Origin of the sequence: Catenuloplanes nepalensis, assembly GCF_030811575.1 — a bacterium.
Classification (GTDB): Bacteria; Actinomycetota; Actinomycetes; order Mycobacteriales; family Micromonosporaceae; genus Catenuloplanes; species Catenuloplanes nepalensis.
Genome location: NZ_JAUSRA010000001.1, coordinates 4435359 through 4454782, shown reverse-complemented (window position 1 = coordinate 4454782; position 19424 = coordinate 4435359). Strand labels below are relative to the sequence as shown.

General features: G+C 71.7%; 22 protein-coding genes. 9 read left to right on the top strand and 13 right to left on the bottom strand.

What is annotated here, in order from left to right; translation table 11 throughout:
- The first annotated feature begins 57 nt into the window (after positions 1-57).
- From J2S43_RS19185 to J2S43_RS19170, 4 genes are all read left to right on the top strand, one after another.
- Positions 58-882: a DUF3626 domain-containing protein gene (locus tag J2S43_RS19185; protein ID WP_306831100.1), complete on the top strand. Its 825-nt coding sequence runs from the start codon at positions 58-60 to the stop codon at positions 880-882.
- Between the two features lie 79 nt (positions 883-961).
- A complete protein-coding gene (locus tag J2S43_RS19180) occupies positions 962-2155 on the top strand; it encodes an FAD/NAD(P)-binding protein (RefSeq protein ID WP_306831099.1) in 1194 nt (397 codons plus the stop codon).
- Positions 2156-2173: 18 nt separating this feature from the next.
- The gene (locus tag J2S43_RS19175) at positions 2174-3190 is read left to right on the top strand and encodes an acyl-CoA dehydrogenase family protein (protein ID WP_306831097.1); all 1017 of its coding nucleotides are present in this window, start codon (positions 2174-2176) and stop codon (positions 3188-3190) included.
- A gap of 613 nt (positions 3191-3803) precedes the next feature.
- Positions 3804-3962 carry a hypothetical protein gene (locus J2S43_RS19170; protein ID WP_306831096.1) on the top strand — a complete coding sequence of 53 codons (159 nt, stop codon included), beginning with the start codon at positions 3804-3806 and terminating at the stop codon, positions 3960-3962.
- Between the two features lie 588 nt (positions 3963-4550).
- Here J2S43_RS19170 and J2S43_RS19165 read toward each other — a convergent pair.
- The 5 genes from J2S43_RS19165 to J2S43_RS19145 form a co-directional block, all read right to left on the bottom strand.
- A complete protein-coding gene (locus tag J2S43_RS19165) occupies positions 4551-5375 on the bottom strand; it encodes a spermidine synthase (protein ID WP_306831094.1) in 825 nt (274 codons plus the stop codon).
- A gap of 68 nt (positions 5376-5443) precedes the next feature.
- Positions 5444-5641 (bottom strand): hypothetical protein, encoded by a 198-nt coding sequence (locus J2S43_RS19160; protein ID WP_306831092.1) that lies wholly within the window; start codon positions 5639-5641, stop codon positions 5444-5446.
- A 573-nt stretch (positions 5642-6214) separates the two neighbouring features.
- A complete protein-coding gene (locus tag J2S43_RS19155) occupies positions 6215-6628 on the bottom strand; it encodes a GNAT family N-acetyltransferase (protein WP_306831090.1) in 414 nt (137 codons plus the stop codon).
- Between the two features lie 41 nt (positions 6629-6669).
- Positions 6670-7041, bottom strand: a complete 372-nt coding sequence (locus J2S43_RS19150; protein ID WP_306831088.1) for an Hpt domain-containing protein — start codon at positions 7039-7041, stop codon at positions 6670-6672.
- Between the two features lie 90 nt (positions 7042-7131).
- A complete protein-coding gene (locus J2S43_RS19145; RefSeq protein WP_306831086.1) occupies positions 7132-7641 on the bottom strand; it encodes a GNAT family N-acetyltransferase in 510 nt (169 codons plus the stop codon).
- A 95-nt stretch (positions 7642-7736) separates the two neighbouring features.
- Here J2S43_RS19145 and J2S43_RS19140 point away from each other — a divergent pair, with 95 nt between their 5' ends.
- Positions 7737-9707, top strand: a complete 1971-nt coding sequence (locus J2S43_RS19140) for a PPC domain-containing protein (protein ID WP_306831083.1) — start codon at positions 7737-7739, stop codon at positions 9705-9707.
- Between the two features lie 49 nt (positions 9708-9756).
- Here the strand turns inward: J2S43_RS19140 and J2S43_RS19135 are convergent, their stop codons facing one another.
- The 4 genes from J2S43_RS19135 to J2S43_RS19120 all read right to left on the bottom strand — a co-directional run bounded on the left by J2S43_RS19135 (position 9757) and on the right by J2S43_RS19120 (position 12482).
- Positions 9757-10374 (bottom strand): RtcB family protein, encoded by a 618-nt coding sequence (locus J2S43_RS19135; RefSeq protein ID WP_306831082.1) that lies wholly within the window; start codon positions 10372-10374, stop codon positions 9757-9759.
- 110 nt (positions 10375-10484) lie between these two features.
- A complete protein-coding gene (locus tag J2S43_RS19130) occupies positions 10485-10814 on the bottom strand; it encodes a phospholipase (protein ID WP_306831080.1) in 330 nt (109 codons plus the stop codon).
- 9 nt (positions 10815-10823) lie between these two features.
- Complete coding sequence (locus J2S43_RS19125; RefSeq protein WP_306831079.1) at positions 10824-12215, bottom strand: DUF4331 domain-containing protein; 1392 nt, start codon at positions 12213-12215, stop codon at positions 10824-10826.
- Between the two features lie 42 nt (positions 12216-12257).
- Complete coding sequence (locus J2S43_RS19120; RefSeq protein ID WP_306831077.1) at positions 12258-12482, bottom strand: hypothetical protein; 225 nt, start codon at positions 12480-12482, stop codon at positions 12258-12260.
- A 198-nt stretch (positions 12483-12680) separates the two neighbouring features.
- Here J2S43_RS19120 and J2S43_RS19115 point away from each other — a divergent pair, with 198 nt between their 5' ends.
- Positions 12681-13088 carry a CPCC family cysteine-rich protein gene (locus tag J2S43_RS19115; protein ID WP_306831075.1) on the top strand — a complete coding sequence of 136 codons (408 nt, stop codon included), beginning with the start codon at positions 12681-12683 and terminating at the stop codon, positions 13086-13088.
- Between the two features lie 104 nt (positions 13089-13192).
- Complete coding sequence (locus tag J2S43_RS19110) at positions 13193-14023, top strand: MSMEG_0568 family radical SAM protein (RefSeq protein ID WP_306831073.1); 831 nt, start codon at positions 13193-13195, stop codon at positions 14021-14023.
- Between the two features lie 33 nt (positions 14024-14056).
- Here J2S43_RS19110 and J2S43_RS19105 read toward each other — a convergent pair whose 3' ends face one another.
- Complete coding sequence (locus tag J2S43_RS19105) at positions 14057-15511, bottom strand: DUF7125 family protein (RefSeq protein WP_306831072.1); 1455 nt, start codon at positions 15509-15511, stop codon at positions 14057-14059.
- Positions 15508-15867 (bottom strand): response regulator, encoded by a 360-nt coding sequence (locus J2S43_RS19100; RefSeq protein ID WP_306831069.1) that lies wholly within the window; start codon positions 15865-15867, stop codon positions 15508-15510. The genes J2S43_RS19105 and J2S43_RS19100 overlap by 4 nt, the downstream gene beginning before the upstream one ends.
- Positions 15868-16020: 153 nt before the next feature.
- Here J2S43_RS19100 and J2S43_RS19095 point away from each other — a divergent pair, with 153 nt between their 5' ends.
- A complete protein-coding gene (locus J2S43_RS19095; RefSeq protein ID WP_306831067.1) occupies positions 16021-16629 on the top strand; it encodes a flavodoxin family protein in 609 nt (202 codons plus the stop codon).
- A 24-nt stretch (positions 16630-16653) separates the two neighbouring features.
- Positions 16654-17940 carry an MFS transporter gene (locus J2S43_RS19090; RefSeq protein ID WP_306831066.1) on the top strand — a complete coding sequence of 429 codons (1287 nt, stop codon included), beginning with the start codon at positions 16654-16656 and terminating at the stop codon, positions 17938-17940.
- Here J2S43_RS19090 and J2S43_RS19085 read toward each other — a convergent pair whose 3' ends face one another.
- Together J2S43_RS19085 and J2S43_RS19080 are read right to left on the bottom strand one after the other, a co-directional pair.
- Positions 17941-18255, bottom strand: a complete 315-nt coding sequence (locus J2S43_RS19085) for an STAS domain-containing protein (RefSeq protein WP_306831064.1) — start codon at positions 18253-18255, stop codon at positions 17941-17943.
- Positions 18252-19403: a PP2C family protein-serine/threonine phosphatase gene (locus J2S43_RS19080; protein WP_306831062.1), complete on the bottom strand. Its 1152-nt coding sequence runs from the start codon at positions 19401-19403 to the stop codon at positions 18252-18254. The genes J2S43_RS19085 and J2S43_RS19080 overlap by 4 nt, the downstream gene beginning before the upstream one ends.
- Between the last annotated feature and the right edge of the window lie 21 nt (positions 19404-19424).

Genomic DNA, 19424 nt, shown 5'->3' with positions numbered 1-19424 from the left:
AATGAGTTGAATACAAATCCGGTGGCCCCGATCGGCGTCACGGGCGATCATCGGCGGATGTCGTCGTCCGAGGAGATCTGGCGCCGGGCCGTCGTCCATGTCGCCGCGCTGGCCACCGGCGAACCGCTGGCCGAGGGGCGAACCGTCACGCTGCACTTCCACCCCGACCGGCTGACCCGGAGCGGCGAGCCGATCCTCGACGCGATGCGGCGGGACAACCGCTACCGCTCGCAGTTCGAGACCGGGACCGGCAACGGCGGGCTCACCGCGTTCCCCGGCGGCGACCGGTGGCGGTGGGAAAGCCGGCTGTTCGGCGGCGTCTACGACGACGCCGGGCCGGAGCACCGCCCGGTCTACGGCGCGCTCGACCACTCCGGCCGCCCGATCGGTGGCTCGCCGCGGTTCGGCTCGTCGCACTTCCGGCTGGCCGCGCACGCGCTCGACCGCACCACGTTCTGCTTCCCGGACAGCGTGCTGGAGCCGACGCGGTTCGGGGTGCGGGCGCGGATGCCGGTCACCGACCCGCCGGAGAGCGGCGACCCGCTGGACGACTACGTCGAGGCGCACGTGCACGGGCCGGTGCTGCTCGACCGGGACGTGGCCGCGCTGGTGCTGGATCCGAGCTACCGGGGGACCGAGGTCGAGGCTGCGGCTCGCGCGCTGCCCTGCCCTGTCGAGTGGCACCCCGGCTTCCGGGTCTCCGCCGCGGAGCTGCGCCGGCACCCCGGCTACCGCCCGGACGCGGGCCGGGAGTTCGCGGAGCGCCTGGCCGGGCATGGTCTGCTCGTGCCGCGGCTGGTCGGGGATGCGGCCCGGGCGGTGGGGAGCGATCCGCAGCTGGTCAAGTGGGCCTGGCACTATCTGGCCCGGTTCGGCGGATAGCCCAGCTCTCCTATCGTTTCTGAGGGGAATGCGCGTCGTTGAGCGCAGGACGGGAACGTGCGAGGGAAGGCGATCCACCATGACTGTCGCGATCATCGGGGCCGGCGCGAGCGGCATCCTGACCGCGCACGCGCTGCACCGGCGATGTCCGGGCCGGGACCTGGTCATGATCGATCCGTATCCGCCGGGCGGGCCCGCCTACCGCGCGCCGGAGCCCTGGCACCTGCTCAACTCGCGGGCCGGCGCGATGGGCGACGACTTCGCGGCCCGGGCCGGCGATCCGGACGCGTTCGTCGCCCGCGCGCACTACGGCGACCATCTGCGCGCGCTGCTCGCCGAGACGCGGGCCGACCTGCGCGCCGATCGCGCGGTCCGGATCACCCGCGGTCCGGGCGGGCTCGTCGTGCACCTCGCGCACGGGCTGCCGATCCGGGCCGCGGACGTGGTGCTGGCGCTCGGGCCGCCGCGGCCGGCCGTGCCCGCGTTCCTGGCCGGGCATCCGGATGTCGTGCCGGACCCGTGGGCGCCGGGCGCGCTGGACGTGATCGACCCGGCGCGGCCGGTCGTCGTGGCCGGTACCGGGCTGACCGCGGTCGACGTGGCGCTCACGCTGCTCCGTCGCGACCGCACCGCACCGATCACGCTGGTCTCCCGCCGTGGGTTGCTTCCCCAGGCCCATCAGCGGGTACGCCCGGAGGACGCGCGCGTCGGCGACCTGGTGAGCCGTGCCCGGTCGCTGCGGTCACTCGTCCGGGGGATCCGGGAACTCTCCGAGCGTCACCCGGGCGGCTGGCGTCCGGTGATCGACGCGGTGCGGCCGCACGCGAACGCGCTCTGGGCCGCCGCGAGCGACGCGGACCGCGCGCGGTTCCTGCGGCACTGCGCCCGTCACTGGGACGTGCACCGGCACCGGATGGCCGCGCCGATCGCGGCGGAACTCGATCGGCACCGGGCGAGCGGGGTGCTGCGGGTGCGGGCGCTCGGCGTACCCGCGAAGGATCTTGATCTTGAAGGCGTGCAGGTGGTGAACGCGGCCGGACCCGGACTGCTGCCGGAGGCGGCGGACCCGCTGACCGCGGCGCTGCTCGCGGACGGGCTCGCGACGGCCGGGCCGCACGGGCTCGGCCTGGAGACCGCGGCGCCGCTGTGGGTGGTGGGGCCGATGCGGCGCGGCCGGCTCTGGGAGACCACCGCGATCCCGGAGATCCGCGACCAGGCGGACACGCTCGCCCGCGCGCTCCCCCGGGCGTACGTACCGGAGATCGCCGCCTGATTTCGATACGTTGGTGGCATGACTGATGCGGCGACCATGCGCTCCCGGGCCGAGCAACTCGCGGAGGAGATGTTCCTGCCGGCGGCGGCCGAGGTGGACCGGGCCGGACGGGTGCCGCAATCCCACCTCGACATGCTGCGGCGGTTCGGCTTCTACGGCGTGGCGGCCCCGGCCGAGCACGGCGGACTCGGGATGGAGGACATGGCCACCGCCGCCCACCTGCTGGAAGTGCTCGCCAGCGGCTGCCTGACCACCACGCTCGTCTGGATGCAGCACCACGGCGTCGTGCTCGGCACGGCCGCCAGCAAGACGCCCGGCCTGCGCGAGACGTGGCTGCACCGGCTGGCCGCCGGCGACGTGCGCGGCGGCGTCGCGCTGGCCGGCCTGCGCCCCGGCGGCGAGGGCATGCGGGCCCGGCGGGTGGACAGCGGGTACGTGCTGGACGGCGAGGTGCCCTGGGTCAGCGGCTGGGACATGATCGACGTGGTCCAGGTGGGTGCCCGCGACGACGCCGGGCACGCGGTCTTCCTGCTGGTCGACGCGGTCCCGTCGGCCACGCTGACCGGCAGCGTGCAGGATCTGGCCGCGCTACGGGCGAGCCGGACCGCGGTGCTGCGCTTCACCGAGCACCTGGTCCCGGCCGACCGGCTGATGCACGCGCTGCCGCTGGAGTCCTGGACCCGCACCGAGGCGAGCGGGTCCGCGCTCAACGGATTCCTGGCGCTGGGCGTGGTGCGCCGCTGCTGCGCACTGCTCGGCCCGTCCTCACTCGACGCGGAACTGGAGGCGGCCCGCGCCGCGCTGCTCGCCGCGGACGCGGAGAAGACCCCGGCCGCCCGCGCGACCGCGTCCGAACTGGCCGTCCGCGCGGCAGCCACGCTGATCACGCACTCCGGCTCGAAGGCCGGCCTGCGCGGCGGCCACCCGGAACGACTGCTGCGCGAGGCCGGCATGCTCCTGGTCTACGGCACCAGGCCACTGATCCGGGACGAGCTGCTGAACCGCTACTCATTCCGGCCCACTTCCGCGGCGTGACGAGCGGCGCTGCCGGACACCGCGTTGCCTGGTCCCGCCGGGTGCTGCAGGGTCCCGCGCTGCCGGATGTCCCGTTGCGCACGTTACCGCCTCAGGGTCCCGCGCGCCGATCGACCGGCGCTTCGCGCCCGAGATCAGCCACTCGGCGGCCGTGGCTCTCACCTGAACGCCGACAGCGTCGGGGATCGCCGGCCAATCGTGATCCAGGCGTCTTTGAAGTCCTTCTAACGACTTCAAAGACGCCTGGATCCCCGGAAGACCGCCGCACGGTGTGCCTGACGCCGGAAATATCCATAGTGGCGGGTTGAGCCGCGAGGACGCTATTCGGCGCGGATAGCGTCGTTTCGGCTCAACTACTGAGCCTTCGGCGTCAGGGTGAGCGGCGCTCCGCGGCGACGGAGCTTTATGTCGCGAGATTTCGGGCGCGCGGCGCCCGAAATGGCCGGCGCCGCTCGGACCTCGATTCTGAATGCTCAGTAAAGTCGACCAAGAGGCTTATCGGCAGGGCTGAGCCGGCGCCGCGTCGTCGCAGGTCAGCGCTGCCGGCGCGCTACACGCTGAATAACCCTCCAAGCCATGACCGCAACGACCGAGGCCGCCTTCGATCTTTGTCATGTCCGCCGCGCGGATCGCCGCCACCACCACTTCGGCAATCAGCACAGAACTTCCCTCCGCCACCGAAGCCCTGTCCGAAATATCATCACAAAAGGCGGCGACGGTGACTCTTGAAAGCGATCACGTGTCGCAAATCGTTGTTGAAAGCGTCGGATAACAACGATTTGCGACACGTGATCAACTCCCCGGCCCGGCCATACCAAGCCTTGGACGTCGAAGTGAGCGGCGCTCCACAACGGCGAAACCTCTATAGCGTGAAATTTCGGGCGCGCAGCGCCCGGACGGCCACCGCCGCTCGCACCTCGACTCAGAAAATCAGTAAGCGCCGCTCTGCCTGACGGCGCGTGGCTCGGCGTGACCGGCAGTCGGGAATCGCGTGGTTGTTCCCGGCCACGACGGCACCGGCTCCGATGCGGCGACCGGAGCGGCGGCGGAGGCCGCCGCGAGGTTTGCCCGCGGGAGCACTCGGAACTCGGCCACGCCGGAAGCGGGAAGATCAAGAATTTGATCTGTCTTCTCCGGAACCGACGCGGGTCCTACCCCGGCGCGGCGATCAGGGCGAGTTGCCCGCTTACGACGATCGGGTTACCGAGCTTCGGGGTTGAGGTGCGAGCAGTGCTGGTCATCCGGGCGCTGCGGCCCGAAGTTTCGGGATAGCGGCCGTCACTGGGAGGCGCTTCTCACCCTGACGCCGAAGGGTCAGTAGGTCTTCTCTCATGACGTGATCAGCGGGTTGTGGCTTCGCTTACGACGTGACGATCGGGTCGTGCAGGGGGACCGCGCCGCCGGTGAAGCCGGGCATGTCGGCGCCGCCGATCGCGCGGCCCGGCTCCTGGTCGCGGGCCGCGAGCGTGGACAGGCGCTCCACCGGGATCCGGCCCGGGGTCGCGGCGGCGACCAGCACCGTGTTGCCCCACTTCCGGCCGCGCAGCATGCCGTGCTCGCCGATCACGCACACGTCCGGCAGCACCGCGCCGAGCGTCGCCGCCATCACCCGCGAGCGGGCCAGCGGTGGCACGTCCACCACGTTCACCGCGAGCAGGCCGTCCGGCCGCAGCATCCGCGCGGCCTCCCGCACGAACCCGGTGCCCGCGATGCTGCGCGGCATGCGAGCCGCCTGGTAGACATCCGCGACGATCAGGTCGAACTCCTGATCGGGCAGCTCCTCCAGCGTCTCCCGCGCGTCGCCGAGCAGCATCGTGACGCCGGCGTCCTCCGGCAGCGGCAGCCGGTCCCAGACCAGCGTCATCAGCAGCGTGTCCCGGTCGACGACGGTCTGCACCGAGCCGGGCCGGGTCGCCGCGACGTAGCGCGGGAGGCTCAGCGCGCCGCCGCCCAGATGCAGCACGCGCAGCGGCACGCCCGGCTCCGCCGCCGTGTCCACCACCGTGACCAGCCGGCGCATGTAGTCGAACTTCATTCGCCTCGGATCGCCGAGGTCGACGTATGACTGCGGCACGCCGTCGACCTGCAGCGTCCACGCGCCCTGCGCCGTCGCGTCCGGAACCAGCTCGGCGAGGCCGAAACCGGTCTGCATCGCCACCGCCGCAACGGGTTCAGGAAGATTCACGCATCCAACCTACGCCCACGCAAAAGGGCCGGCGACGTCCACCGGCCCTTTCGGTCACGCTGTTACGGTTACTCCGACGGCTCCGGCGCGTCGCAGCTCACCTTGGGGTTGAGACCCACGTAGTTGAGCGGCCCCGCCACGATGGTGACCGCGGTGGTGGAGATCTCCGCACAGTTCTCCGCCTCGTTCGCGAAGTAGCCACGCTGTCCCGCCGCCAGAGCGCCGATGATCAGCCAGATGACGATGACGACCGCTCCGATACGCACGCAAGCCTCCTATATAGAGCGTGTGGCGTTTTCGCCCCCACGCTGCCCGTCGTGTGGTATCAGCTCTCTACCCAACCGCGCTCCGCGCTACACAGCCCGCGGATTCGGGCATTCCCGTTCTCGTGGTGACCGCTTGCGGCGGCGGCCTCGAGGTGGCCGCTTCGGGCCTGCGGCCTTGTGGTGGACGTCTTCGGACTCGCGGCCTTGTGGGGGCCGCTTCGGGCGCTGCCTTGCCGGCCGGCCCGGTGCTTGCTCGATCAGTCCCTCCGGCTGGCCGGCGGGCGTGGATGTTCGGGGGTGTGGATGTTGCGGTGCCGGTGGAGCGGCCGAGCGCTCCACAGACGCAGAGCAAAGTCAAAGCGATTCCAGGCAATCGAACCAGCCTCCTAGGACGGCGAACGCGTCGTGTCAGAGCCGCGCCCACATGCGGAGACGGCGAACGCGTCGTGTCGGCGCCGCGCCCACATGCGGAATCGCGCCGAGCGAGGCGGCGGAGCTTGCGCCGCTACTCCAGCGCTCCGGTCACGCCGCTGTCACGCAGCCCGGTAGAAACCGGGGAGATCGGCCACCCGTTCAGGCCAGGTGTTTGTGAAAGTGGTGTTTGGTGGTGTTGCCGGGCATGCCGGGGGTGCGGCCGACCTCGCGGTAGCCGTGGCGCAGGTAGAAGCCGGGTGCGTGGAAGGACATGGTGGCGACCACGACGCGGTCGCAGCCGCGACGGCGGATCTCGGCCTCGGCCGCGGTCAGCAGGCGGGTGCCGTGGCCCTGGCCGCGGTGGGCCGGGGACAGCCAGAGGGAGGTGAGGCCGCCGCAGCCGCCCCAGGTGTAGCCGGTGATGCCGCCGATCAGCGTGCCGTCGTCGTCGGTCAGGCGGATGGCCAGGTTGCGGTGATCGGTGGCGGCGACGGCCGCGTCGTTGATGGCGTCGAGTTCGTCGGAGAGGCGCTTCTCCAGGTCCGGGTCGTCGTCGCTGAGGTTGAGCGGCATGGTCAGGAGTCTGGCCGACGATCCGGGGGAGGGCATCCCGATTAGCCGGTCAGGCGGTCCGCGGCCGCGGTGAGCAGGGGGCGGACGGCGTCGATCTCGGTGCGGAGCGCGGTGATGGCGGCGGGGGCCGGTGGGTGGCCTGCGCGGATCTCGTCCTCGAGCGCGCCGGCCAGCAGCGCCAGACCGTCCGCGCCGATGTTGGAGGCGGAGCCGCGCAGCGCGTGGGCGGCGGTGCGGGTGGCGGCCGGGTCGTCGCCGGCCAGCAGCGTCTCCAGGTCGTCGAGCATGGCCGGGACCTTGCGGAGGAAGTTCTCGATCAGGCGGGCCATCAGCGCGCGTTCGGCGGGGGAGGGGTCCGGGCCGGCGATGTCGAGGAGGCGTTCGTGCAGCGCGGCGGCGCGTGCGTCGGTCATGCCGGCTGCCGCCGGGGGGACGGGAGGACCGCGTGCGGCGTCCCGGGGCGATCGGCCATGTGCGCCCCATCGGAACGGGTGCGGGCCGGTTTAGGAATCCCGGCTCATCACCGCGCGTGGCCAGCGGTCCAGCCCGCGTGCGGCCTCGTCGGCGCGGATCGCCGCGAGGCCGGGCGTCAGGTCCTCCGGCGGTACGGCCGTGAAGCCGAGCCGGGCGTAGTACGGCGCGTTCCACGGCACGTCGGTGAAGGTGGTCAGCGTGGTCCGCCGCGCACCCCAGGACCGTCCCCACTCCGCGCACCGGTCGATCAGCGCGGCGCCGGTCCGATTGCCGGCGTGGTCCGGGTGCACGGTCACCTGCTCGACGTGCGCGCCGCCGTCCACGCGCTCGGCCAGTAGGTAGGCGACGGGTGCGCCGCCGGCGACGGCCACCCAGGCGCGGCAGTTCTGCTGGTAGCCGGACAGTTCGTCCAGCGTGGGCGGGGCGTCGACAGCGATGTCGTGCATTTCCATACACGCGAACGCGGCACCCGCGGCGACCTCGATCGGTGGCAGGAACGCCAGGTCGGCCGCGGTGGCGAGGCGGATCGGGTGCGGCACGACGAGCACGATAGCGCCGGAACGGGACTGCGTGAATCGAATACCCATGCCTAGGCTGGCGTTCAGCACAGTGTCCAGCGTCTATGGGAGGCGTCGTGAACGTACGCACAACCCTACGCACAACCCTGCGCAGAACCGCACCGCCGCTCCTCGTGTTGGCCCTCGCCGTGACGATCGCGGCGCCCGCACCGGCCCTGGCCGGGGCGCCCGATCCGGCGAAGGTGAAGAGCCTGGCCGCGACCGGCGCGAACCCCTACGTGTCGATCGGCGCGAAGAGCGTTCCCGGCGCCCGCGACGCGGGGTCCGGGCTGACGTTCGGCCTCGACGGAAAGCTGACCACCACGGAGGTCGCGGCCTGGCAGCGCGCGCTGGCCACCGGCGCGGAGGCGGCGACCACCCGGCCGGGCGGCGGCGCCGGTTCCTACACCGAGCGCGAGCCGGCCACGGTCCGCGGCCGCAACGACACCCGGCCGGAGTTCATCCGCGGTGTCGGTTCCGGGCGGCACGAGTCCGGCACGTTCACGATCAACGGTGTGCTGGCGTCCGAGACCCCGCCCGCGGAGGCGCTGGCCCCGCCGGCGGAGGACGACGGCGCGATCCCGCTGGCCACGGAGACCGGCATCGCGGCGCAGCGCCGGGCGATCACCACCAGCGGCACGATCGGTGACGGCCCGCACGGCACGGCCGGGACCGGCACCGGCGACTTCGACTTCTACGAGCTGACCGGCCGCGCGGGCGAGGTGGTCACGGCCGACGTGGACACGCCGGGCGCGGTGCTGGACAGCGTGGCGGTGCTCTACGCGGCGGACGGCACGCTGATCGGCGGCAACGACGACCAGGCGCCGCCGGCGGACTGGAGCAGCCTGTTCTCGATCGAGCTGCCCGCGGACGGTACGTATTACGTGGCGGTCGGCGGCTGGAGCCCGGGCCTGCTCCCGGCCGACCCGAACGATCCGGCGAGCGGGCCGGGCGCGTTCTCCGAGGGGCCGTACGAGTTGCGTGTGCAGGTCGCGGTGGAGGACCGGGACTCGTTCGCGGTCGACCTCGACAAGGGTGACGTGCTGGGCCTGAACATCACCGGTGGCGCGGCCCGGCTGGAGATCTTCGACCCGAGCGGCACGCAGGTCTTCGGTTCGGTCGTGGACCTGTCGGTGATCGTGCCGCCGTCGTCGCCGCTGCCCAAGGGCGGCAACGCGATCGCGGACCACATCGCGGAGGTGTCCGGCCGGCACCGGATCGTGGTCGAGCGCGGCGCCGGGGCCTACGTGGCGAACGCCGTGATCCTGCGCCCGGCCGCGGAGTCGGAGCCGCGGGGCACGAAGCAGACGCTGCTGATCGACACGAACGGCGCGACCATCGACCCGGCGATCTTCAACGCGGGTGCGGAGCCGGGTGAGCGGCCGGTGACCGGCCTGCCCGCGTTCCTGCCGGCCTGGGGTCTGACCGAGGCCGACCTGCCGCGGCTGCTCGAGGTGATGACCCGGACCGTGAACACGCAGCTCAACCAGGCCCGCCGGGACGCGCGCGTGGACGAGCTGGCCGTGCGCGTGGTGACCAGCGCGGACGGGCCCGAGACCTGGGGAAGCCCGGACACCAGCCGGGTGATCATCGGCGGCACGATCGAGGAGCTGGGCATTCCCACGGTCGGTATCGCGCAGTCGATCGACCCGGGCAACTTCGCCCGGGAGGAGACCGCGATCGTGCTGCTGGACCTGCTCAGCGGCCCGGCCGGCGACCCGGTGTCGCTGAACACCTATCTGACGCCGGCCAGTGACCGGGTCGGGTTCATCGGCCGGGTGCTGGGCAACCTGATCAGTCACGAGGCCGGTCACTACCTGGGCAACTGGCACCTGACCAGCGTCGACGACCAGCTGAACATCATGGACGAGGGCGGTTCCGACCCGGCGTTCTTCTTCGGCGTCGGCCCGGACGGCGTCGGCGGCACCGCGGACGACGTGTTCGCCCGTTACGGTCCCGGCCCGCTCAGCACGTTCGAGGGCTTCGACGGCACCGAGAACACCGCGGTCCGTACGGCCTGGGCCCTGGTCAAGCCCAAGGGCAGATAAACCGGTCCCGCGGGGGTACGGGGCGGCACAGCCCGTACCCCCGCGAGGGTCAGCCCTTGACCGTCAGCAACGGCTGCAACTCGACCACCGGCGACGCGACCTCCGCGCCCCGGAGGCTGTCGACGACCGGAGCCACGTCCTTGTAGGCCCACGGCGCCTCCTGCTTCAGGTCGCGCCGCCACGCGTCGATGATGTCGCGTCGCGCGGCCACCGCCGGATCGCGGTGGTCGAGCGGCGTGACCACGCGAAAGTCGCGCAGGAACGCGTCCAGCTCCGCGTCGCTGCCGCGGGCCGCCGCACCGCGCGGCACCCGGCGACCGGCGCCGTGGCAGGCGCTGCCGAGCGCGCGCGGCGAGCCGAGCCCGCGCAGCAGGTAGCTGGGCGCGCCCATCGAGCCGGGCACGATCACCGGCTCACCCCACAGCCGGTGCGGCGTGGGGCCACCGGCCGGTGTCGCGCCCTTGCGGTGCAGCACCGTGCCGTCCTCGGACGGCCAGAGCAGGTTGTGCGGCGCGTCGTGGATCAGCCGGGCGCCGACCTCACCGGCCGTCTCCGCGAGTCCGGCCCGCATCATCATGGCGAGGAAGAACCGGTTGCCGATCGCGAAGTTGGCCGCGTTCGCGAACGCGGTGGCGTAGCGCTCCGCACCGGCGGATCGGGGCAGCATCGGACGGTTCAGCAGCCGCGAGGTCTTGCCAGCAGCCTAAACGAGCGCCGCAATCGGTTTTCCGAACGTGATCGGGGCGCCCCCGACGACATGGGGACGCCCCGAAGGCTTCAGTTCGCGGGCCAGGAGAACTCGGCGACGCGGGAGGCCGCGATGGTGACCGTGCCGGCCTGCTCGGACTCGCCGCGCCAGACCGTGTAGCGGCCGGCCGGCAGGCTCGGGTAGACCGCGCAGTAGAGCTTGCCGTGGTTGATCAGGCGCTCGCGCACGGCCACGTGCGTGCGGGCCGCCGTGAGCGTGTCCAGCGGGCTGATCTCGATCTCCAGGCCCTGCTGCTCCGGGCCGGTGTAGATGACGAGCGCGCCGGTGTCCCGCCCGATGTCCAGCATGACGCTGCCGGTCTCGGAGGTGCCGTAGTGGTGGTGCGTGTGCGTGTGCATGGTGACTCCTCAGAGGGACGGGTTGTTGAAGCCGTCGTACGGCAGGCCGAGGTACGGGAAGTGGCCGAGGAACCCGGCGGTCACGTCCTCCGCGGTGATGCCCTGCTCCAGCAGCGCGGTCGCCTCGTCCGGCGTGAACTCCTTGTCGATCAGCGGGAACGTGGCGCCCGCGACCGCGCGCAGCGCGATGCCGACCACGTCGTCCTCGGGCCGGCGGCCGTTCGGCCAGCCCGCCGCGTCGCCCGCGACCAGGCCGAACGCGTTCGGCTCCGCGGCCGGCGGGATCGCGGTGTTCAGGCGCAGCAGGTCGGCCTGGGTGTCGCCGGTGAAGTTCTGGAAGCCCTCGATGATCCCTTCGGGGATGCCGGTGAGCAGGATCGCGAGCAGGTCGGCCCGGTCGGTCTTGTCCGCGACCAGCTTCTCCAGGTTCGGGAAGACGTCCGGGTAGAGCACCGGCAGCAGCGTCGCCAGTTCGGGCCGGGCCACGAACTCGGCGAAGCGCTTGTCCTCCTTCGGCGGCAGCGCGTTGAACTGGTCCTTCTGCGCCATCGGCACGATGACCTCGTTGAACAGCGGGTTGCCGAGCCGGGAGACCTGCACGGTCGGGCCGAGGTCGAGGTCGTCGCCCTTGTCGCCGTGCAGCACCCGGACCTGGCGGCGGCTGGCGGTGGTCCACACGCCGATCGTCGCCGCGGCGTCGGTGTACTCGTACTTCTTGCCGTCCTTGGTCAGCGTGGTGATCGGCACCTGGATCGCGATGCTGTGCACGTTCGTCTTGTCGAGCGTGTTCACGCCGTCACCGGGCGCGTCGAAGATGTTCTTGCCGGCCACGTGCAGGTTCTGGAACGGCCGCAGCGTGCCCAGGTCGAAGATCGCGCCGAGGTCGACGAAGAAGCCGTCCGCGCGCTGCCCGGCGAAGACCCGCGCGCCGCCCTCCAGCTTGTAGACCGCGTCCTTGGCGAGCTTGGCGTAGTCGGGCGTCGACGACGGGCCGATGTTGCACGGCGGGCACGGGATGTCCTTGCCGATGATCGTCGCCTTGCCGTGCATGTCGACGCAGGTCACCGTGTAGAACTGCTGGCGGTTCCAGTCCGGGTCGTCCAGCGACTCGATCGGCCCGGTGTTGTAGAGGAACGTCTTGTCGTTGTTGATGACGGTCCGGAACCGGAACTGGTAGGTGAGATCGGCCTGCGCGTCACCGTTGTTGTCGATGTGGATCTCGTAGAGCACGTCGTCGCCGAACTCGAAGAAGTTCGGACCGCCGGACGGGACCTGCAGCGGCAGATAGTTCGCGATGATCGTCACGGTGTCCGGCTTGTCCGGGCTGACGAACGCGTAAAGGTCGGTGCTGTCGGCGACCGGGTCCTTCGAGATCTCGGGGGCCTCGCGGTGCGAAGACATGCTGGTTACCTCTTAGGGTCGAAGAAGGGCGAGGAGTGGGAGCTACTGCTTTTTCTTGGCGGCCTTGACCAGGTCGGACGCGAGACCCTTGTCCTTGACCTCGATCACCTGATCGCCGACGAAGATGCTGAGCAGTCCTTCGCGCGCATTGACCACCTGGACGACGATCGCGTCGTCGGGCTCGGCGCCGTTTCCCTGCGCGGCGGCGAATCCGGCCACGGCGGCCGTACCGATTCCGACCGTCGCGGTGCCGGCACCGATGAGCACCTTGCGGCGCGATACCGCGGGCCGCGAGCTGTTTCGAAACATCGTCATTCCTTCTTTCCGCCGCCGCCTTCCGGAAAGGAGCGGCGGTGTGTCGGTGATTCAGCGAGGCGCCCATGAGTACGCGACGGGGAGCCGTGATGGTTCGACCGGTTTTCGACGAGATCCACATACGCACAGCTCACCCACGTTTTGTGACCTATGTCACGTGCAACTGGGGGTGAACGGACCCATCCGCGCCGCTCGCGGCTCCGGATCACCCTGCGTGGAGGTCTCTGCCCATGCGCCGGAACGGGCCGGGGAGCCGGCCGCCGGGCGAGAGGAACTCCGGTCTACCCGCGCCGGTGGCGGCATGGCAAGGTAACCGGGGTGGAGCAGTTTGTAGTCAGCCGGTGTGCGTGTTGCGGGTACCGAACCGGGGGCGGTACGTGCCCGGTGTGTTTCTGGACAGAGGACGGTTCGAGCGACAAGGACTCGAAGGTCGCCAAGGGCGGTCCGAACGGGGATCTGAGCCTCGACGAGGCGCGCCTCAACTTTGCGATCTACGGCGCGAGTCACCGCCGCTACCTGGACGTGGTGCGCAAGCCCCGCGACGACGAGATGCCGTGACCGACCGGCCTCACAGGCGCGCCACAGTGGACGTGAGGCCGCATTCATCCAGGCTTGTCGCGCCCGAAACCCCCGGGATATGGGTAACCGCCGAAGATTCTGGGATGGCCGCGCCTCCGCGCCCCCGCTTCTACGACCTCACCACCGCCGACGGCACGCCGTACCACCGGATCGCCCGCATGCCGGAGGCCGGACTCGTCACGTCCACGGTCGTGCAGACGTGCGTGCGCTACGCCGAGGCGGAGCGCTGCCGGTTCTGCGCGATCCAGGAGGCGCTGGGCGTGGTGCCGGACGGCACACTGCCGGTCAAGCGGCCGGACCAACTCGCCGAGGCCGTGCACGCGGCCGTGCGGCTCGACGGCGTCCGGCAGGTGTCACTCACCACCGGCACCGGGGCCGGGCCGGACCGGGGCGCGCGTTACCTGGCCCGGTGCGTGCGCGCGATCCGCGCCGCGATCGGCCCGGCCGTGCCCGTGCAGGTCACCTGCGAGCCACCGGCCGACCTGGCCGCGCTCGGGCTGCTGCGCGCGGCCGGCACCACCGCGATCGGCCTCAACGTGGAGTCGCTCGACGACCGGCTGCGCCGGCGCTGGCTGCCCGGTAAGGCGCGGGTGCCGCTCGCGCAGTACGAGGCCGCGTGGGAGCACGGCGTGCGCGTGTTCGGCCGCGACCACGTCTCCACCTGCCTGCTGATCGGGCTCGGCGAACGCCCGGAGGACCTGATCGAAGGCGCCCGGCGGCTGGTCGCGCGCGGCATCCACCCGTTCGTCGTGCCGCTGCGGCCCACCCCCGGCACGATCGCGTACCGGGACGGCCTGACCGGGCCGCCGCCCGAGCGAGTCGCGTTGATCACCCGTGCCGTGGACGCGCTGCTGGCCGCGCACGGCCTGGCCGGCGGCGCGGGCATGCCTCGCCGGGCCGCGGCGGTCGGGTGATCGACGGCGCGGGCCCCGCGACGTACCGCCGGCTCAGTTCGCGGTGCGGTCCGCCGTGTCCGGGCAGTCGCACAGCGGACCCCAGCCGAGCATCCCGGTGACCTGCTCGGGCCGGTCGCCGACGGTGAGGCCCGCGTCCGTGATGTCGCAGGTGTAGAGGCCGGTGTCGTGATGGCTGTTGCGCATCTTCAGGACGTTGACGGCCCGGCCGATCTCGCGGCGATGCTCGATGTAGCGGACCGGGATCACGTTGTGGAACAGGTACATCAGCCCGGCCAGCGGTTCCTCGATCGGGCCGAAGGTCTTGGCCTCGCTGGTGACCCAGAGGCAGGCCCCGGCGGCCCGGGCGACGCCGAGCAGGCTGCGCAGGTACGCGGGGAACCGGTCGGTCTCCCGTGCCGCGCCGACCATCTCGGCCAGGTTGTCGATCGCGATCCGGGTGCTCACGTCGCCTGCGAGGTGGTGGCGGATCACCGAGGACAGCACGTCGAGGTCGAGGTCGCCGATCGGCACATGCCAGATCGTCAACCGGCCGTCCGCCCGATGGGCCGTGAAGTCCCAGTCGAATCTGCCCGTCGTCTCCAGCAGCTGGTCGACGGTGTCCTGAAAGCTGATGTAGAGGCAGCGCTCGTCCCGGGCCAGGCCCTCGGCGATGAAGTTCAGGCAGCTGATGGTCTTTCCCACGCCGGCCGGCCCCAGGACGAGGGTGGCGTCGCCGTGCGGGATCCCACCGCCCATCAACGCGTCCAGGCCCGGGACGCCGGACGGGACCCGGCCGTCCCTGGGCGGCATGTTCTTCGGCAGGAGCGACTCGACCCGGGGATAGACCTGGAAGCCGTCGGTGGTGATCCGGACCGAGTGCACGCCGCCGAGGTGCGCGGCGGCCCGCATCTTCACCACCCGGAGACTGCGCCGGTCGACCGGCTCGCGGAAGCTGTGGGAGAGCTGCACGATGCTGTCGGCCAGGGCGAACTCCACGCCGGACTGCGCGTCCTCCGGCGTGTACTCACCCAGCAGCAGCAACACCGCCCCGCTGTGCGCGACGCGACTGCTCAGGCCGTAGAGCGCCATGCGCAGGGCGTGCGGGCTGACGAAGTCGCGCAGCATCCTGGTGCTGTCGATCACCATCACGGCCGGCTCGTCGTCGAGCGCCCGGCGGACCACCTCGTCGATCAGTGGTACGAGGTCGTTCTGCCGGGTGCCGCCCAGCATGTTGCCCAGATGCACGTACTCGACCTTCGCGCCGAGCGCTTCGGGATCGAAGAAGCTGAACCCCTGGAGGTGCGCGACCAGTTTGGAGTGCGGCTCGGACAGGGTCGTGTAGTAGACGGCCTTGTGCTCGGTGGTGGCGTTGGAGAAGCAGATCTGCTGGGCCAGGATCGTCTTGCCCGAGCCGGGCGGCCCGGCCACCACCACCATCGAGCCCGGTCGTAGTCCACCACCGAGGATCAGGTCGAGGTCCGCCTCCCCGGTCGACAGCCAGGTCATGTCGGGACACGCCCTTCCCGGATCAGGTTCTCGGCCAGCGTGAGCAACTCGGTGGTCCGGAAGGGCTTGGCGAGTGCGGCGTCCGCGTCGATCGCCAACCGCCAGTCCCCACTGACCGAAAGGATCGGGATGGCCGCGGTCGCCGGGTCGGCCCGGAGCCGGCGGATGAGTTCGACGCCGCCCATCACCGGCATCATCATGTCGGTCACCACCAGATCGGGCGGTGACGCGTGCACCGAGGCCAGCGCGGCGGCGCCGTCGGCGGCCTCGATCACCTCGTGACCGGCACGCATGAGGACCCGCCGAAGGATGAACCGTAGGTCCGCTTCGTCGTCGACCACCAGAACGCTGCCCATCCGAACCCCGCCGTTCGCCCGCGGTAGCCCTTCGGTCACCCGACTCAATCACCATATACCGACATTTGGGAAATGGGCCGACTTATGGGTCTGGTTTGTGTAGTTCACGGCCGGGTACCCGGCGAAGACTTCGTCCCGGAAGGAAACACTCACATGACGCTGCGTGCGATCGTGCTCGGCTGCTCGCTCAAGTCCTCAGACGAGCCGTCCAGCTCGGAACTGCTCGGCCGTGAGGTGCTCGCCGCGCTCGCGGACCACGACGTCGACGGCGAGGTGATCCGCGTCGTCGACCACGACGTGAAGTTCGGCGTCACCACGGACGAGGGCGGCGGCGACGAGTGGCCCGCGATCCGCGCGAAGATCATGGATGCGCAGATCCTGGTCATCGCGACGCCGATCTGGATGGGCCAGCCGTCCAGCGTCTGCAAGATGGTCCTGGAGCGCCTCGACGCGGAGCTGTCCGAGACCGACGACCAGGGCCGCATGCTCACCTTCGGCAAGGTCGCGGCCGTGGCCGTGGTCGGTAACGAGGACGGCGCGCACCATGTCGTCGCGGAGGTGTTGCAGGCGCTCAACGACGTCGGCTTCACCGCGGCCGCGGCCGGTTCCACCTACTGGGTCGGCGAGGCGATGGGCGGCGTGGACTACAAGGACGCCGGGCCGAAGCCGGAGACCACCGGCAGCGCCACCAAGACGCTGGCCGCCAACACCGCGCATCTGGCCCACCTGCTGGCCAAGGAGCCCTACCCTCCGGTGGGCTGAGATCGCGGGGCGTAACCTGGCCCGGTGTCGAGTGATCTTGCGGAACGGCGCGGTCTGAGGCGGCTGCTACTACCGCTGGGGGTCATCTGCCTCGCGGGCGGGCTGTCCGGCGCCGTGTTCTCGCCGCTGCTGTCGCTGTTCCTCAGCACCGAGGTCCGGGCCGGTCCGGCGCAGATCACGCTGTTCCTGGTCGCGTCGCCGCTGGCGTCCGTGGCCGTGTCCACGGTCGTCGGCCGGCTCTCCGACCGGTACCCGATCCGGCGCGCGCTGCTGGTCGCCACCGGCGTGGCCGGCGTCGCGGGCATGGTGGCGGCCGCGTACGTGCGCGACTTCTGGGTTCTGCTCGCGCTCGCGGTCACGGTCACCGCGTTCGCGCAGACCACGTTCCCGCAGTCGTTCGCGTACGCGCGGCAGGCGCTCGCCCGGACCGACTCCGGCCGGTCCGCGATGGCGATCAGCACGCTGCGCATGCTCTACTCCGCGGCCTGGGTCGGTGGCCCGCCGATCGCCGCCGTGATCCAGTCCGCGGGCGGCTTCGAGTACGTCTACCTGCTCGCGGCCGCCGCGTTCGCGGTCGCCACGCTGGTCGCGCTTGCCTGGCTGGCCGAGCCGCCCCCGGTCCCGGGCACGGTCGCACAGCACGCCGGCGGCCCGGACGCGCTGCCGGCCGGCGGCCCGGACGCGCTGGCGACCGCGGGCCCGGACGCGCTGCCTGCCGAAGGCCCGGACGTGCCGGTGCGGATGCGGCCGAACGCGCCCGGCTGGGTGCTGGCCGTGACGCTCGCCGGGTTCACGTTGCTGCAGACGCCGCTCACGCTCGGCATCCAGGCGCTGCCGCTGTTCGTCACCCAGGACCTGTCCGGTGCCACCAGCGCGTCCGGGCTGATCCTCGGGCTGTGCGCGGCGCTGGAGATCCCGCTGATGCTCGGCTCCGGCGCGCTCGCCACCCGGCTGCCGCTGCGCGGCCTGATCCTCGGCGGCGCGGTGCTCGGCGCCGCCTACTACGCGCTGGCCGGGCTGGCCACCGACGTGTGGATGCTGCTGGCCGGGCAGATCCTCAACGCCGGCTACATCGCGGCGGTCACCGGGCTCGGCATCTCCTACGTGCAGGACATGCTGCCGCGCGAGCCGGGCCGGGCGACCACGCTGTACACCAACACGTACACGAGCGGGGCGATGCTGGCCGGCCCGTTGTTCGGCGTCGCGCAGACGTTCGGCATCCGCTGGGCGTACCCGATCTCCGCCGCGCTCTGTGCCGCCGGCCTGCTTCTCCTCCTGGTCACCCGCCGCGCCTATCCACTCGACCGGTGATCACGGGCTCAGGTCGATCAGGGTGTCGACGCCGGAGAGGGACATGACACGGCGCAGGCGCGGGCTCGGGCGCAGCGTCAGCGGCACGCTCGCGGACCCGGCCGCGCGCCACGCCGTGAGCAGCGCGGCCAGCCCGCGCGAGTCGCAGAACGAGACGTCGGTGCCGTCGATCAGCAGGTGCCGTGGGGTGGTCGCGACCGCGTCCAGCAGCGCACGTTCCAGCGCCGGCGCGGTCGCGCCGTCGATCTCGCCGTCCACGTGGACGACCAATCCGCCGTCCGGGCGGTCGCTGCGTCGCAGCACCAGATCCGTCATGCCCGTCCTCGGTCGTCTCCCGGGCCGGGCGGGGTCCAGTCCAGGCAGACCGCGACCGCGTCGTCGATCGTCTCCCCGCCGATGAACGCGCGCAGGTCGCCGATCACCGAGCGGACCGCGGCGAGTGGGGACAGCGCGCCGCTGCGGGCCAGGAACCGGTCCAGCAGGCTCTCGCCGTACCGGGTGCCGCGCGAGGTGGCGTCCACTATCCCGTCGCTGACCACGAACAGCCGGTCGCCGGGCTCCAGCGTGAACGTCTGCGGGGCGTACATGGTGCCGTCGAACATGCCGAGCGGGTCCTGCGCGTCCAGCGTGATCGGGCTGACCTCGCCGTCGCGCAGCCGCAGCAGCCGCGGCGAGCCCGCGTCGACCGCGGTGACCACGCCGGTCTTCAGCTCCAGGTCCAGCATCAGCGCGTCGATGTGCTGCGCGCCCCGGTGGTAGGAGTAGATCGCCTGGTCAGCGAGCGTGGCCTGGTCCGCCACGTCCAGCCCGGCCCGGCGCGCGTTGCGCAGCGCGTTCATCGCCAGGCAGGACAGCGCGGCCGCGGCCACGCCCTCGCCGTGCCCGTTGACCACCACGACCTGCAGCCGGTTCAGATCGTCGGACCAGTCGAACGTGTCGCCGCGCACCGCGTACGCCGGCTCCAGCTGCCCGGCCATCGCGAACGCCGACCCGGTGCGGCCCCGGCCGGGCAGCAGCCCCCACTGCATCTCGGCCGCCAGCGTGAGCCGTTTCGTGCGGGCGGCCACCGCGTACCGGTCGGTGCCCTCGCGCGCCGCGGCCAGCGCGTGCCCGAGCAGGTCGGCGATCTCGGCCAGCTCCGCGCGCAGCTCCTCCTCGTCCGGGGCGGGCGTGATCCGGACCACGCCGAGCCGGTCGCCGCGGACCGCGACCGGCAACCACAGCGCCGTGCCGTCCTCGACCTCGGTCAGGTGGTCGAAGGCGCGCCAGGCCGGTGCGCCGGGGTGGGTGACGGCCGGGCCGCCGTTCAGCGGCACCAGCTCGCTGAGCCGGTAGTCGACCTGGAACAGGTCCAGCGTGGCGACCGCGTACTGCTTCGTCAGGTATTCCGACAGGTGTTCTACGATCTGGTGGGCCGGTGCCGACATCAGCGTTCGCTGGGCACCGATCAGACGATCGTGCATCGTGCCTCCCGAGAGCGAACG

Coding starts and splice junctions, on each gene's coding strand:
- J2S43_RS19175 (WP_306831097.1), top strand. CDS start 2,174: ATGACTGATGCGGCGACCATGCGCTCCCGGGCCGAGCAACTCGCGGAG.
- J2S43_RS19135 (WP_306831082.1), bottom strand. CDS start 10,374: ATGCTGCCCCGATCCGCCGGTGCGGAGCGCTACGCCACCGCGTTCGCG.
- J2S43_RS19080 (WP_306831062.1), bottom strand. CDS start 19,403: ATGCACGATCGTCTGATCGGTGCCCAGCGAACGCTGATGTCGGCACCG.
- J2S43_RS19125 (WP_306831079.1), bottom strand. CDS start 12,215: ATGTCTTCGCACCGCGAGGCCCCCGAGATCTCGAAGGACCCGGTCGCC.
- J2S43_RS19180 (WP_306831099.1), top strand. CDS start 962: ATGACTGTCGCGATCATCGGGGCCGGCGCGAGCGGCATCCTGACCGCG.
- J2S43_RS19150 (WP_306831088.1), bottom strand. CDS start 7,041: ATGACCGACGCACGCGCCGCCGCGCTGCACGAACGCCTCCTCGACATC.
- J2S43_RS19130 (WP_306831080.1), bottom strand. CDS start 10,814: ATGCACACGCACACGCACCACCACTACGGCACCTCCGAGACCGGCAGC.
- J2S43_RS19085 (WP_306831064.1), bottom strand. CDS start 18,255: ATGACGGATCTGGTGCTGCGACGCAGCGACCGCCCGGACGGCGGATTG.
- J2S43_RS19105 (WP_306831072.1), bottom strand. CDS start 15,511: ATGACCTGGCTGTCGACCGGGGAGGCGGACCTCGACCTGATCCTCGGT.
- J2S43_RS19185 (WP_306831100.1), top strand. CDS start 58: ATGTCGTCGTCCGAGGAGATCTGGCGCCGGGCCGTCGTCCATGTCGCC.
- J2S43_RS19110 (WP_306831073.1), top strand. CDS start 13,193: ATGGCCGCGCCTCCGCGCCCCCGCTTCTACGACCTCACCACCGCCGAC.
- J2S43_RS19155 (WP_306831090.1), bottom strand. CDS start 6,628: ATGCCGCTCAACCTCAGCGACGACGACCCGGACCTGGAGAAGCGCCTC.
- J2S43_RS19095 (WP_306831067.1), top strand. CDS start 16,021: ATGACGCTGCGTGCGATCGTGCTCGGCTGCTCGCTCAAGTCCTCAGAC.
- J2S43_RS19100 (WP_306831069.1), bottom strand. CDS start 15,867: ATGGGCAGCGTTCTGGTGGTCGACGACGAAGCGGACCTACGGTTCATC.
- J2S43_RS19170 (WP_306831096.1), top strand. CDS start 3,804: ATGTCCGCCGCGCGGATCGCCGCCACCACCACTTCGGCAATCAGCACA.
- J2S43_RS19115 (WP_306831075.1), top strand. CDS start 12,681: ATGTCACGTGCAACTGGGGGTGAACGGACCCATCCGCGCCGCTCGCGG.